Raw genomic sequence first — 12,687 nt, 5'->3', positions numbered from 1 at the left:
ATCGCCGGCTTCGTCAGATCACGAGGAGCTGCTGGCAGCCGGAGAGGCCTTCGCCTCCGACTTCGATGATGACGACGATCCTTCGCCCGTGCCAACCGACGTGCGGGAATCCGTGCGATAGAAGCCCGAGCCGTTGAAGGTCACGCCGATGGAGCCGTATTCCTTGCGCAGCGAGCCGCCGCACTCGGGGCACTCGGTCAGGGCGGGGTCGGCGAAGGACTGCACCGCGTCGAAGCGGTGGCCGCAGTGCGTGCAGGCGTAGGCGTAGGTGGGCATGTCTCTCCGGTGGTTCAGCGCGCGACGCGCGCGAAGTCGATGGTCCGCGTGGGGGTGACCACCCCGGACACGGCCTGGTCGTGAGTGTCCTTGGGCACGTCGTCGAGCACCTCGGAGTCGTAGACGACGGCATAGACGGGCGGGCAGTGGTTCATGGAGCCGAGCGTCTTGTCGTAGAAGCCGCGGCCCCAGCCGAGCCGCATGCCGCGCGCGTCGATCGCCGCCGCCGGGATGACGAGGAGGTCCGCCTCGTCGAGCGCGATGGGCCCGAGCAGCTCGCCGACCGGCTCGGGAAGGCCGAACAGACCCTCGGCGATCTCGCCGTCGGGTGTGGCGACGGCCCAGTCGAGCAGGCCGTCGGTGCGCGTGACCGGCAGGAGGACCCGGATGCCGCGGGCCACGGCATCCGTCACGAACCCGCGCGTGCCGGGCTCGGTCGTCGTCGAGAGGAAGCACGAGATCGTGCGCGCGCCGAAGCGGTCGACGAGGGCGTCGAGCTGGGAATGGATGCCGGCGGCCGCGGCCTCTCGCGCGGCCTGCGACATCATCTGCCGGCGCTCGCGAAGATCGGCGCGCAGCGCGCGCTTCGCGTTGTCGGTGCCGTCTCCCATGCGTCGATTCTAGGCGAGGGGCTGGCGGGCGGTCGCGGGCGCCCGGTTAGCATGGGCTCCATGTCTCATCGCGCATTCAAAGCCGTCATCCCCGCTGCCGGTCTCGGCACTCGATTCCTGCCGGCCACGAAGGCGATGCCGAAGGAGATGCTGCCGGTCGTCGACAAGCCCGCCATCCAATACGTGGTGGAGGAGGCCGTGGCGGCCGGCATCCAGGATGTGCTGCTGATCATCGGACGCAACAAGAACAACATCGCGAACCACTTCGACTCCATGCCCGAGCTCGAGGAGAACCTCCGCGCCAAGGGCGACGCCGAGCGTCTGTCGAAGGTCATGCACTCCACCGACCTCGCCGACATCCACCTGGTGCGGCAGGGCGAGCCGAAGGGCCTCGGCCACGCCGTGCTGCGCGGCAAGGCGCATGTGGGCGACCACCCCTTCGCGGTGCTCCTCGGCGACGACCTGATCGACGAGCGCGACCCGCTGCTGCCGCAGATGATCGCCGAGTACGACAAGCGCGGAGCATCCGTCATCGCCCTCATGGAGGTCGACCCCGAGCACATCCACATGTACGGCGTGGCCGCCGTCGAGCCGACCGACGACGACGGCGTGGTGCGCGTGACGGGCCTCGTCGAGAAGCCGAGCGCGGAGGATGCGCCTTCGAATCTGGCCATCATCGGCCGCTACGTGCTCGACCCGGCCGTTTTCGGCGTGCTCGAGCACACGGCGCCCGGCAAGGGCGGGGAGATCCAGCTCACCGACGCACTGCAGGAGCTCGCAGCGGACCCGGATGCCGGGGTGTACGGCGTCGTCTTCCGCGGTCGGCGCTACGACACCGGCGATAAGGTGGACTACATCAAGGCCATCGTCCAGCTCGCCTCGGAGCGGGAGGATATCGGCCCGGCTCTGCGGCCGTGGTTCAAGGACTTCGCCGCGACCCTGTGAGGGGTGGGAGGGGACACGTGGAGCTGAGCGGTCCGCGACTGCACGGTCCCGTCTCGATCAGGCTCGTGCGCGCGAAGGACGCGCGCATCCTGCAGAGCGAGCTCATGTCGAACCGGTCATGGCTGCGGCCGTGGGAGGCGACGAGCCCGGACGGTCCCGTCTCGTTCGACATGCGGATGGGCATCCGGCGCCTGCTGCAGCAGTACCGCGACGGCGGCGGGGTGCCGTTCGTCATGGAGTACGACGGCGAGATCGCCGGTCAGCTGAATGTGTGGGGCATCGCCCGCGGCTCGCTCGCCTCCGCGACGATCGGCTACTGGGTTTCCCAGCGGTATGCGGGTCGCGGCATCACGCCCACCGCCGTCGCACTCGCCACGGATGTGTGCTTCAGCGAGCTGCGCCTGCACCGCATGGAGATCTGCATCCGCCCCGAGAACCACGCCAGCCTGCGCGTCGTCGAGAAGCTCGGCTTCCGGTACGAGGGGCTGCGCAAGCGGTACATCCACATCGACGGCGACTGGCGCGACCACTACTGCTTCGCGCTGGTGCGCGAGGAGGTGCCGGAGGGCGTCTTGGCGCGCTGGATCGAGGGCCGGGCGCCGCGGGATGCCGCCACGGTGCCGCCGTCGGACCGTGCCGATGCCTGAACCGGCCTGACGCGAGCTCGGGCGACACGCGGGAAGGTGGCTCTGGCCGCCCCGGCTGTCGCCTACCGTGTATGCCATGGGTGGGGGGCAGGTTCTGGGCGGGGGCGTCATCGCGCTCGTCGCCGTGCTGCTGTGGCTCGTGTATCTGCTGCCGTCGATGCACAGCCGGTATCGCTTCGACGCAGCGGAGCGCAACGCGGTGCGGCTGAATCAGGCGCTGCGCGTGCTCGCCGAGACGAGCGAGACGCCGGAAGAGGTGCACCTCGAGCTGAGCGCGCGCACGGCGCTCGCCCAGCAGAGGCTCGCGAAGCAGGTGCAGGAGGCGCGGCACGAGGCGGAGCTCGCGCAGGCGCGCGGCGAGCTGGAGCGGGCGCGGATCGAGCAGCTGCGTGCGAGCGAGTCCGAGCGGGCGGCCCGCGTCGCCGCCCGCCGCTCCCCGGAGGCCCGGCGCACTCGCGCGCGCAGGCGCGCGCGACTCACGGTGACGACCACGGCGATCGCGGCCGTCGGCCTCGCACTGTGGGGCGCATGGGAGGTCGTGACGACCGGGGCCCAGCTCGTGCTGTGGTCGTCGGTCGTGGTGGCGCTGGCGTGCATGCTCGTGCGCGCGCGCATGATGCGGGTCGAATCGCGTGCGGTGGCGCATGAGCAGGTGGTGGATGCTGCGCCCGAGCCGGAGCACGTGCCGGCACCCGCTCCGCAGACCGTGGAGGAGCTGGCGGACCAGACGTCGGCGTGGACCCCGCGGCAGCTGCCGCGTCCGCTGACGGCCCGTGCCGGCTCACGTGCGGCCGTGGAGCGGGATGTGGTCGATGCCCGCGAAGCGCTGCGTCAGGCGGCCCTCGAAGAGGCCCTGCGCGCCGAGGCGGAGCGCCGTCGCCCGCCCCAGCTGCGACCCGCTGCGGACGACGCCGAGATCGAAGCGCACGTGCGCGAGCTGCTCCGGCGGAGGGCCGCGGGGTAGTCGCCGGGCACGGCCTGCGGTGCAGGAGCATCCTCAGCGACGTGATAGTCTTTCTGAGGTTCACGGGCCTGTGGCGCAGTTGGTAGCGCGCTTCGTTCGCAATGAAGAGGTCAGGGGTTCGAATCCCCTCAGGTCCACCGAGAAACCCCCGGTCAGCAGTCGCTGCCGGGGGTTTTGACGCACCGGTCGTCTTCGGATGCTCGATGCCTTCTCACCGTGAAGAGCGGGGTGAAAAGGGGTACGCTCGAAGGTCGCTGAAGCGGAACGAGGAGCCATGGCCATCGACACGACACAGGCCGGAGCCCCGGTTCCGTCGCCCGACGGGTCCGTGACCCTTCTCGGCGGCACCGGTCGCGCCGAGCGGCGCCGGCCCGTCCGCGACTGGTTCATGAAGGGCCTGATCGACGACACCGGCGGCCACCAGGGGCCGCACGCCAAGCACGCGGAGAAGCAGAGTTCGTGGTGGCGCGTCATGTGCCTCACGGGTCTGGACTACTTCTCGACCCTCGGCTATCAGCCGGCGATCGCGGCCCTCGCCGCCGGCTTCATCTCGCCGTTCGCCACCATCGTGCTGGTCGCGCTCACGCTCCTCGGAGCGCTGCCCGTGTATCGGCGCGTCGCACGCGAGAGCTTCCGGGGCTCCGGCTCCATCGCGATGCTGGAGCGCCTGCTGCCGTGGTGGGCGGGCAAGATCTTCGTCCTCATCCTGTTGGGTTTCGCGGCGACGGACTTCATGATCACCATCACGCTGTCGGCGGCGGATGCCGCGGCCCACGCGATCGAGAACCCGCTCGCGCCGTCGTGGTTCCACAACGGGAACATGTGGATCACGCTGACGCTGATCGCGCTTCTCGGCGTCGTCTTCCTGCGCGGCTTCCAGGAGGCGATCGGGGTCGCCGTCATCCTCGTGTTCGTCTATCTGGCCCTCAACGCCGTCGTCGTGGTCGTCGGGATCGAGCACGTGGTGCAGAACCCGATCGTCGTCACGGACTGGTGGGCGGCGCTCACGCAGATCCACGGCAGCCCGTGGACCGTCGTCGCCATCTCGCTGATCGTCTTTCCCAAGCTCGCGCTGGGACTGTCCGGATTCGAGACCGGCGTCGCGGTCATGCCGCAGATCAAGGGATCTGAGACCGACCCCGACGACTACCCGAAGAAGCGCATCCTCGGTGCGGGTCGACTGCTGACGACCGCCGCCCTCATCATGAGCGTCTTCCTCATCGCGTCGAGCTTCATGACGACGTTCCTCATCCCGCAGAAGGACTTCCAGCCGGGCGGCCCGGCGAACGGCCGGGCGCTGGCCTACATCGCGCACGAGTACATCGGACCCGTCTTCGGCACGTTCTACGACATCAGCACGATCCTCATCCTGTGGTTCGCCGGCGCGTCCGCGATGGCGGGCCTGCTGAACCTGGTGCCGCGCTACCTGCCGCGCTACGGGATGGCTCCGCAGTGGGCGCGGGCGGTGCGACCGCTCGTCATCGTGTTCACGGCCATCGCGTTCCTCATCACGATCGTGTTCGACGCCAACGTGGATGCGCAGGGCGGCGCCTACGCCACCGGCGTGCTGGTGCTCATCACGTCCGCCTCCTTCGCCGTGGCGGCGTCCGCGTGGCGCAAGCGGCAGCGTGCACGGGTGGTCGGCTTCGGCGCGGTCACCGCCGTCTTCATCTACACGACGGTGCTCAACGTCTTCGAGCGTCCCGACGGCATCCGCATCGCGACCCTGTTCATCATCGGCATCCTCGTCATCTCGCTCGTCTCGCGCGTCGGACGGTCGTTCCAGCTGCGCGCGACGTCGGTGACACTGGATGCGGCGGCCCAGCAGTTCCTCCTCGGCGATGCCGCGACGGGAGCGCTGCACATCATCGCGCACGAGCCGCACGTCGACGTGAACCGCGAGTACTCGAAGAAGGACGAGGACGAGCGCAGGTTCAGCAACATCCCGGGGGAGGCGAGGACGATCTTCCTCGAGGTGCATCCCAGCGACTCCTCCGATTTCGAGGAGGACCTCCTCGTCCGCGGCGTGAAGAAGTACGGGTACCGCGTGCTGAAGGTCACGAGCGCGAACGTCCCCAACACCATCGCGGCGGTGCTCCTGGCCGCGCGCGACCTGACCGGCGTCGCCCCGACCGTGTACTTCGAATGGACCGAGGGGAACCCCGTGTCGAACATGTGGCGATACCTCATCACCGGCGTGGGGGAGGTCGCCCCCGTCACCCGGGAGGTCCTGCGGGAGGCCGAGCACGACGTCCGCCGGCGCCCGGCCGTCCACGTCGTCTGAGAAGCGCGTGCACGACGGCGCCGATGTGTCCTGAAGCACTGTACGTCCCGTACAAGCTGTAACGTCCAGTTCGCCGTAGGGGTGTGTTGTCCGGACCGATTGTCGTGCTAGCGTCACTCCGTCCTCCCCAAAACCCGAAGAAGACAGGGATGCAATGACGCATGAAAACCTCGAGACGGCGACGTCTCACCAACGGGCGATCGAGTACGAGGAACACGCGCTGCAAGCCGGTGGCGTGTCCAAGGCCGGATCGACCCTCATGGCCGTCGCGGGCAGTGCGCCCGCGTACTCCATCGCCGCGAGCACGGCTCTGCTGATCGGCGCCGCCGGCGTCGGCGCTCCGGCCGCGCTGCTGTGGTGCGGCATCCCGATGCTCGGCATCGCCTTCGCGTTCAGCTACCTCGCGCGTGTCGACTCGCACGCGGGTGCCTCGTTCTCGTGGGTCGCCCGCGGCCTCACCCCGTGGCTGGGCTTCCTCGCCGGATGGGCCGTCGTCATCTCGGCGACCATCTTCATGGTCGCGGGCGCCCTGCCTGCCGGCGCGATGACCGTGTCGCTGTTCGCACCCGATCAGGCCAACAACACGCTGCTCGTGACGCTCGTGGGCTCCGTGTGGTTCCTCGTCATGGCCGCGGCCGTGATCTTCGGCGTCCACACGACCGAGCGGGCCCAGTGGATCATGTCGACCATCGAGGTCGGCATCCTCGTCGTGTTCGCCGCGCTCGCGCTGCCGAAGCTCTTCAGCTCGAGCCACCCCGGCGAGGCCTTCTCGTGGAGCTGGTTCGGCTTCGGGCACCTCACCGGCGCGGGTGTCTTCGTGTCGGCCGCGCTCATCGCCGCCTTCTACTACTGGGGCTGGGACGTCACCGCCAACCTCGGCGAGGAGACGAAGAATGCGCACAAGACGACGGGCCTCGCCGGCATCCTCGGCATCATCATCGTGTTCATCCTGTTCGAGATCTACACGACGACGACGCTCGTGCTGCTGCCGGGGAAGACGATCGAAGACAACGCGGCGAACATCCTCGACGTGCTCGGCAACGCGATCATGCCCGGTATCGGTGGCAAGATCATGATCATCGCGGTCGCCCTGTCGACGATCGCGACGCTGGAGACCACGCTCGTGCAGGTGAGCCGCACCCTGTTCGCGATGGGGCGCGCCCGCACCATCCCGTTCGCCTTCGGCAAGATCAACCGCCGCTGGAAGACGCCGGTGTTCGCGACGCTCGTCGTCGTGGCCGTCTCGCTCGTGCTGTTCGTCCTGGCGAACGTCTTCGGCGACAGCGTGGGACAGATCCTCGGCTGGGCGATCTCGTCGATCGGCCTGCAGATCGCGTTCTACTACTCGCTGGCCGGCTTCGCCGTCGTGATCGGATTCCGCAAGGTGCTCTTCAAATCCGTGAAGAACTTCATCCTGATCGGCCTCTGGCCGGCAGTGGGTGCGCTCTTCATGATGTACATCTTCTTCGCGGCCATCCCGAACAACGATCTCGTGGTGAACGTCCTCGGCCTCGGTCTGATTGTCATCGGCCTCATCCCGCTCGCGCTCTTCTACCGCAAGGCGAAGGAGACGTACTTCACGCGCAAGCCGCTCGAGGTGCCCGCCGACTTCGAGGCGTGATGCGCTGAACCATCGCGACGGGGGGGCGGATGCCGTGGCATCCGTCCCCCCGTTCGTAGGCGCGGTACCGTGGCGGCGTGACCTACTCGACCCTCGCACTGATCGTGCTGGCGGGGCTCGCGGGTCCGCTCCTGGCGGCGCGGGAGGGATGGCGCGTCCCCCTCGTCATCGGCGAGCTGCTGGCGGGCCTCGTCATCGGGACCTCGGGGTTCCGGCTGGTGGAGCCGACGGATCCGACGCTGACACTGTTCGCCTCCATCGGCTTCGGGCTCACGATGCTCGTCATCGGCTCGGAGATCCCGGTGCGCGACCGCGGCGTGCGCGGTGCGGTGGGCTGGGGTGTGCTGGGCGCCGCGGTCGTGGGCGTCGTGGCGGCGATCCTGGGACCGCTGATCGCACTGGCCGTCCACTCGCCGCACGGCTTGCTGTACGCGGTGCTGCTCGCGTCGTCGTCCGCGGCGCTGGTGCTGCCGATGCTGGACTCGCTCGGCATCGCCGCGACCTCGGCCCCTCGGCTGATCGCGCAGATCGCGGTCGCGGACATCGCCGCGATCGTGGCACTGCCGCTCGTCATGGATCCGGTCCGCGCCCTGGACGCGGCGCTCGGCGCGCTGACGATCACGTCCATCGCGATCATCCTCGGCGTCGTGCTCCACCGGGCCCACCGCTCGGGCGCGTGGCGCCGCGTGCACCATTTCTCCGAGCGGCGCCACTTCGCGCTCGAGCTGCGGATCAGCCTGCTGATCCTGTTCGTCCTGGCCGCCATCGCCCAGTTCACGCACGTGTCGGTCATGGTGGCCGGCTTCTCGCTCGGGCTCGTGCTCGCCGCGGTGGGGGAGCCCCGCAGGCTCGCGCGGCAGCTCTTCGGCATCACCGAGGGCTTCTTCGCTCCGCTGTTCTTCGTGTGGCTCGGCGCATCCATCGACCTGCGCGCCTTCGTCGACCACCCGAGCATGGTTCTTCTCGGGGCGCTGCTCGGACTCGGCGCCGTCGTGGCGCACCTCGCGGCCCGCGCCGTCGGCCTGCCCTGGCTGCAGGCGGTCGCGTCCGCCGGGCAGCTCGGCGTGCCGATCGCAGCCGTGGCTCTCGGCATCCAGACCCGTGCGCTGCAGCCGGGCGAAGGCGCGGCCATCCTGCTCGGCGCCCTGCTCACGGTCGCCACCTCGGCGGTCGCGACGGGACTCGCCTCGCGGCGCGCGAAGCGCGCGGCGGACGGCAGCGCCGCGCCGCGGAGCGCCTGACGCAATCGCGCAACTCTTGCAGTCGCTTGCGCGCACAGCGCAAGAAACGAATGAAATGACGGAACTTCGTGATATCCGCTTGAGGGTGGGACTGATCCGGCTCTAGATTGAGCGCGATCGGGCATCGTCGCCCGGCCCCTCCGAGAAGCGAGTCGACATGGCACGACCCCGAACCCTCATCGCCGCAGTGGCCGCGGCATCCCTCTCCCTCGCGACGCTGGCCGCCGCGGCGCCCGCCGCGGTCGCCGACCCGCCGGGTGCTGTGGTCACGCGGGCGGCCCTGGATCCCGCGCTGGTGCATGGGCGCGGCGCGACGGTGCCGTTCCTCGAGCAGGAGGCCGAGAACGCCGCCACGAACGGCACGATCCTCGGGCCGAGCCGCGACGCGTACGACATCGCCGCCGAGGCGTCGGGGCGCACAGCCGTGAAGCTCCTGCCCGGCCAGTACGTCGAGTTCACGCTGCCCGCGGCCGCGAATGCGATCACGGTGCGCTACAGCATCCCGGATGCGCCGACCGGCGGTGGCCTCACCGCGAAGCTCGGCGTCACCGCCGGTGCCGAGACGACGAGTCTGCCGATGACGTCGCAGTACTCGTACCTCTACAACCTCTACCCCTTCACGAACGACCCGAACGCCGGCGTGCTGCATCCCGACTGGTGGATCACCGAGTGCGCCTGTGTGCCCGGCCCCGACTATCAGGTGACGACGCCGTTCCGCCCCATGAAGTTCTACGACGAGGAGCGGCTCCTGCTCGGTCAGACCCACCCCGCGGGGCAGAAGGTGCGCCTCACCGCTCCCGAGGGCGTCGCCTGGACGGTCATCGACCTCATGGACAGCCAGCTCGTCGCACCCTCCCCGGCGCCGAAGGGCAAGATCGCGAACGTCGTCAAGTACGGAGCGGACCCGAGCGGCCGCACGTCGTCGGCGGATGCGTTCGATCGCGCCATCGCTGCCGCGCGCGCGTCGGGAGCCACCGTGTGGCTGCCCCCGGGGCGCTTCCGCGTCGACCGCCACATCATCGTCGACGACGTGAGCATCCAGGGTGCGGGCAGCTGGTTCACGACCGTGTTCGGCCGACAGGTGACGCTCTCCACCCCGGCACCCGACGGCTCGGTCCACACGGGAGTCGGGTTCTACGGGAAGGATGCCGCGGCCGGCGGCAGCACGAACGTGCACCTGTCCGGCTTCGCCATCGTGGGCGACGTGCGCGAGCGCGTCGACACCGACCAGGTCAACGCGGTCGGCGGCGCATTCCACGACTCGTCGTTCTCGGGTCTGTACGTCCATCACACGAAGGCGGGATTCTGGTTCGACGGGCCGATGTCGAACGTGACCGTCGCGGACAACCAGGTCGCCGACACGATCGCCGACGGCCTGAACTTCCACATCGGCGTGACGGACTCGGTCGTGCGGAACAACGTCGTCCGCAACACGGGCGATGACGGCCTCGCGATGTGGGCCGAGTCGCTCGGCGGGACGACGCAGACGAACGCGCGGAACGTCTTCGACCACAACACGGTGCAGACCCCGACCCTCGCCAACGGCATCGCCGTCTACGGCGGCACCGACAACACGGTGTCGGGCAACCTCGTCGCCGACACGATCCGGGAGGGGAGCGCGCTGCACGCCGGCTCGCGGTTCGGCGCGCACCCGTTCGCGGGCACGCTGACGTTCCAGGACAACACGACGGTGCGCGCCGGGACGTTCGAGCTGAACTGGAAGATCGGGCTCGGGTCACTCTGGATCTACGCCCTCGAGGGCTCGATCTCCGGCATCCGCGTGGTCGGCGACCACTACCTCGACTCGACGTACAACGCGGTGCTGCTCGTCGCCGACTGGCCCGTGAAGGACCAGTACACCATCAGCGGTGTCTCGTTCCGGGACATCCACGTCGACGGCACGGGGACCTCCGTGCTGAGCGCCCGGGTGGCGGGGGTGGCAACGTTCCAGAACGTCGACGCCCGCAATGTCGGCGCCGTCGGCATCAACAACTGCGGCTCGTTCCACTTCACGCCCGCCGGCAGCGAGTTCTCGGTCGGCGACCTGGGCGGCAACGACGGCGGAGGTACGACGGGGCCGTGGATGGCTTCGTGGGAGCTGCCGAACACGATCACGTGCGACGATCGTCCGCCCGTCGTCGCGCCGCCGGCGCCCTCGCCGTGGTGAGGTGAATCGCGCCGACGATAGACCCTAAAGAAGTCTTGCGCAAGAAGGCTTTAGGATCTATCGTCGGTGCCGTGTCAGACAACTTCCCGCCCGAGCGACCCGGTCAGGCGCGCGTCACCGACCCGGCGCGCTTGCGCGCCCTCGCCCATCCCATCCGGCTCGAGCTCTTCGACCTGCTGACCGAACGCGGAGAGCTGACCGCCACGCAATGCGCAGAGGCGCTGGGGGAGTCGGCCGCCAGCTGCTCCTTCCATCTGCGCATGCTCGAGAAGTACGGCTTCATCGAGCGGGCGCAGGCGCGCGGGCGCGAGAAGCCGTGGCGGCCGGTCGCGCGGTCGTGGGACATGCGGCCCGACCCCGCCCAGCCCGGATCGCTGGCCGCGATGCGGGAAGTCGCGGTGCTCGGCATCGACGCGGAGTGGGGGCGGGTGCGCTCGTTCTTCGCAGAGATGGATGCCGAGCCCGACCAGTGGGTGCAGGCATCCACGTTCACCCGCAGCACGTTCTGGGCGACCGCGGAGGAGCTCGCCCAGCTGAGCCGCGACCTCCAGGAGATCACCGATCGCTTCGCGGGGCGGAGCGCGGATCCCTCGCTGCGTCCGCCCGGAGCCCGGTTCTCGCGCATGGTCGCGGTGGCCAATCCCGAGCCGTGGTCGTCGCCGTACGCGGCGCAGACGCCCGACGCGAAGGAGGCGGAGTCGTGAATGCCGCCATCGGGCGTCGGCTGCCCGCCTGGGAGGTGCGCGGCTTCCGGCAGCTCACGCTGACGTGGGTCTTCGCCAATCTCGGCGACAGCGCCCTCTACCTCATGGCCGCCGTCTGGGTGAAAGACCTCACCGACTCGGATGCTGCGGCGGCCACGGTCTTCATCGCACTCGGACTCCCGGCGCTCATCGCGCCGTTCCTCGGTGCGCTGGCGGACCGCGTGTCGCGCAAGCGGCTCATGGTCTGGTCGATGGCCGCGATGGTGCCGATCGTCCTGTGCCTGCTGCTCGTCGCGCCGACCGGCATGTTCTGGATCGTCTACCTCGTCGTCTTCCTCTACGGGACGATGGGCTACCTGCTCGCCGCCGCGCAGTCCGGGCTCATCCGCGACCTCGTCGATGACGGCGCCCTCGGCTCGGCGAACGGCGCGCTGACCACGCTCGACCAGGGCTTCCGGCTCATCTCGCCGCTCATCGGGACGGCACTGTACGTCGCGGCGGGTCCGGATGCCGTGGTGCTGCTGACGGGGGTCTCCTTCGCTCTGGCGGCCGTGCAGATGACCCGGGTGCGCGTCGAGGAGTCGCCCCCCGCTCCGCGCGCCGCGCGCGGACGGTACCTCGCCGAGCTCGGCGCCGGGTTCGCCCACCTGGCGCGGACCTCGCCGCTGAACCGGCTGAGCCTCGCTCTCGTCATCGCCTTCGCCGCGGTGGGCCTGCTCAATGTCACCGTCTTCGCGACTCTCGATCAGGGGCTCCACTTGCCGGCATCCGCACTCGGCTGGCTCGTTCCGCTGCAGGGTGTCGGCGCCGTGGTCGGCGGCGTGCTGTCCGCGATGCTCGTGCGCCGGCTCGGCGAATCGCGGACGGTGGCGCTGGGGCTTCTCATGGTCGCGATCGGTGCGCTGCCGACCGCGGGCACCTCGCTGCTCCTCGCCGTGATCGGTCTGCCGGTCATCGGCTTCGGCATCCCGCTCGTCGCCGTCGGCTTCGCCACGTTGCGCCAGCGCCGCACGCCGCCGGAGCTGCAGGGCCGGACGGCGGCAGCCGGCAACGTCGCGATCAACGTCCCGCAGACGCTGTTCAGCATCGTGGGCGCCTCGATCATCGCCGTCGTGGACTACCGCATCCTGATCTTCATCATGGTCGCCGTCGTCTCGGCCGCCGCGGTGCTCGCCTCCTCGGGGGCGCGGCATGAGGTGCCGGCGGGGGTGCCCGCCGGCACCTGAC

The 12,687-nt window shown here is 69.7% G+C and carries 11 protein-coding genes and 1 tRNA gene; 10 read left to right on the top strand and 2 right to left on the bottom strand.

Annotated features, from left to right (window positions below):
• Nucleotides 1-18: 18 nt before the first annotated feature.
• Together SM116_RS13095 and SM116_RS13090 are read right to left on the bottom strand one after the other, a co-directional pair.
• Nucleotides 19-276, bottom strand: coding sequence for an FmdB family zinc ribbon protein (locus SM116_RS13095; protein WP_320941419.1), 258 nt, complete (start codon nt 274-276; stop codon nt 19-21).
• 14 nt (nt 277-290) lie between these two features.
• Nucleotides 291-887, bottom strand: coding sequence for a 5-formyltetrahydrofolate cyclo-ligase (locus SM116_RS13090; RefSeq protein WP_320941418.1), 597 nt, complete (start codon nt 885-887; stop codon nt 291-293).
• A gap of 60 nt (nt 888-947) precedes the next feature.
• Between SM116_RS13090 and galU the strand changes: the two genes are divergently transcribed.
• The 10 genes from galU (at nt 948) to SM116_RS13040 (ending at nt 12,686) form a co-directional block, all read left to right on the top strand.
• Nucleotides 948-1,832 (top strand): UTP--glucose-1-phosphate uridylyltransferase GalU, encoded by an 885-nt coding sequence (gene galU, locus SM116_RS13085; protein WP_320941417.1) that lies wholly within the window; start codon nt 948-950, stop codon nt 1,830-1,832.
• Nucleotides 1,833-1,849: 17 nt separating this feature from the next.
• The gene (locus tag SM116_RS13080) at nt 1,850-2,479 is read left to right on the top strand and encodes a GNAT family N-acetyltransferase (RefSeq protein WP_320941416.1); all 630 of its coding nucleotides are present in this window, start codon (nt 1,850-1,852) and stop codon (nt 2,477-2,479) included.
• Between the two features lie 76 nt (nt 2,480-2,555).
• Entirely contained in the window at nt 2,556-3,443 is an 888-nt protein-coding gene (locus SM116_RS13075; RefSeq protein ID WP_320941415.1) for a large exoprotein, read from the top strand.
• Nucleotides 3,444-3,507: 64 nt separating this feature from the next.
• Nucleotides 3,508-3,580 (top strand) — tRNA-Ala (locus tag SM116_RS13070).
• Nucleotides 3,581-3,831: 251 nt separating this feature from the next.
• Nucleotides 3,832-5,727, top strand: coding sequence for an APC family permease (locus SM116_RS13065; RefSeq protein ID WP_320944176.1), 1,896 nt, complete (start codon nt 3,832-3,834; stop codon nt 5,725-5,727).
• Nucleotides 5,728-5,881: 154 nt separating this feature from the next.
• On the top strand, nt 5,882-7,348 hold the full coding sequence (locus SM116_RS13060; protein ID WP_320941414.1) for an APC family permease: 1,467 nt from the start codon (nt 5,882-5,884) through the stop codon (nt 7,346-7,348).
• 77 nt (nt 7,349-7,425) lie between these two features.
• Nucleotides 7,426-8,589 (top strand): cation:proton antiporter, encoded by a 1,164-nt coding sequence (locus SM116_RS13055; RefSeq protein ID WP_320941413.1) that lies wholly within the window; start codon nt 7,426-7,428, stop codon nt 8,587-8,589.
• Nucleotides 8,590-8,746: 157 nt separating this feature from the next.
• Nucleotides 8,747-10,756, top strand: coding sequence for a glycosyl hydrolase family 28-related protein (locus SM116_RS13050; protein ID WP_320941412.1), 2,010 nt, complete (start codon nt 8,747-8,749; stop codon nt 10,754-10,756).
• Nucleotides 10,757-10,827: 71 nt separating this feature from the next.
• Nucleotides 10,828-11,460, top strand: a complete 633-nt coding sequence (locus tag SM116_RS13045) for an ArsR/SmtB family transcription factor (protein ID WP_320941411.1) — start codon at nt 10,828-10,830, stop codon at nt 11,458-11,460.
• Nucleotides 11,457-12,686, top strand: coding sequence for an MFS transporter (locus tag SM116_RS13040; RefSeq protein ID WP_320941410.1), 1,230 nt, complete (start codon nt 11,457-11,459; stop codon nt 12,684-12,686). The genes SM116_RS13045 and SM116_RS13040 overlap by 4 nt, the downstream gene beginning before the upstream one ends.
• Nucleotide 12,687 lies beyond the last annotated feature (1 nt).

Origin of the sequence: Microbacterium rhizosphaerae, from assembly GCF_034120055.1 — a bacterium.
Classification (GTDB): Bacteria; Actinomycetota; Actinomycetes; order Actinomycetales; family Microbacteriaceae; genus Microbacterium; species Microbacterium rhizosphaerae.
This window is presented reverse-complemented; position numbering and strand designations above follow the sequence as displayed.

Coding starts and splice junctions, on each gene's coding strand:
- SM116_RS13095 (WP_320941419.1), bottom strand. CDS start 276: ATGCCCACCTACGCCTACGCCTGCACGCACTGCGGCCACCGCTTCGAC.
- SM116_RS13090 (WP_320941418.1), bottom strand. CDS start 887: ATGGGAGACGGCACCGACAACGCGAAGCGCGCGCTGCGCGCCGATCTT.
- galU (WP_320941417.1), top strand. CDS start 948: ATGTCTCATCGCGCATTCAAAGCCGTCATCCCCGCTGCCGGTCTCGGC.
- SM116_RS13075 (WP_320941415.1), top strand. CDS start 2,556: ATGGGTGGGGGGCAGGTTCTGGGCGGGGGCGTCATCGCGCTCGTCGCC.
- SM116_RS13065 (WP_320944176.1), top strand. CDS start 3,832: ATGAAGGGCCTGATCGACGACACCGGCGGCCACCAGGGGCCGCACGCC.
- SM116_RS13060 (WP_320941414.1), top strand. CDS start 5,882: ATGACGCATGAAAACCTCGAGACGGCGACGTCTCACCAACGGGCGATC.
- SM116_RS13050 (WP_320941412.1), top strand. CDS start 8,747: ATGGCACGACCCCGAACCCTCATCGCCGCAGTGGCCGCGGCATCCCTC.